This window comes from Planococcus sp. RAB007_Raresut, from assembly GCF_057369535.1.
Genome location: NZ_JBXYIF010000145.1, coordinates 1 through 264, shown reverse-complemented (window position 1 = coordinate 264; position 264 = coordinate 1). Strand labels below are relative to the sequence as shown.

General features: G+C 50.0%; 1 protein-coding gene. It reads left to right on the top strand.

Annotated elements, in window-relative coordinates:
* Positions 1-264 (top strand): transposase (locus AC2Q9J_RS18070; RefSeq protein WP_499042081.1); only part of this gene is annotated, 264 nt, incomplete at both ends.

Genomic DNA, 264 nt, shown 5'->3' with positions numbered 1-264 from the left:
GACAGGAACTCCTATTCCAAAACGGACAATGACGCTACTTTTATGAGAATGAAGGAGGATGCCATGCGTAACGGCCGGACGAAACCCGGTTACAACCTCCAGATCGGCACCGAGAACCGGTTCATTACCGATTTTGCACTCTTCCCGAACCCTACGGATACACTGACCCTGATACCTTTCCTGCAATCCTTTTCAAATAGGTATGACAGGATGGCCCATACGGTGGTTGCCGATTCCGGTTATGGTTCTGAGGAGAATTACCGC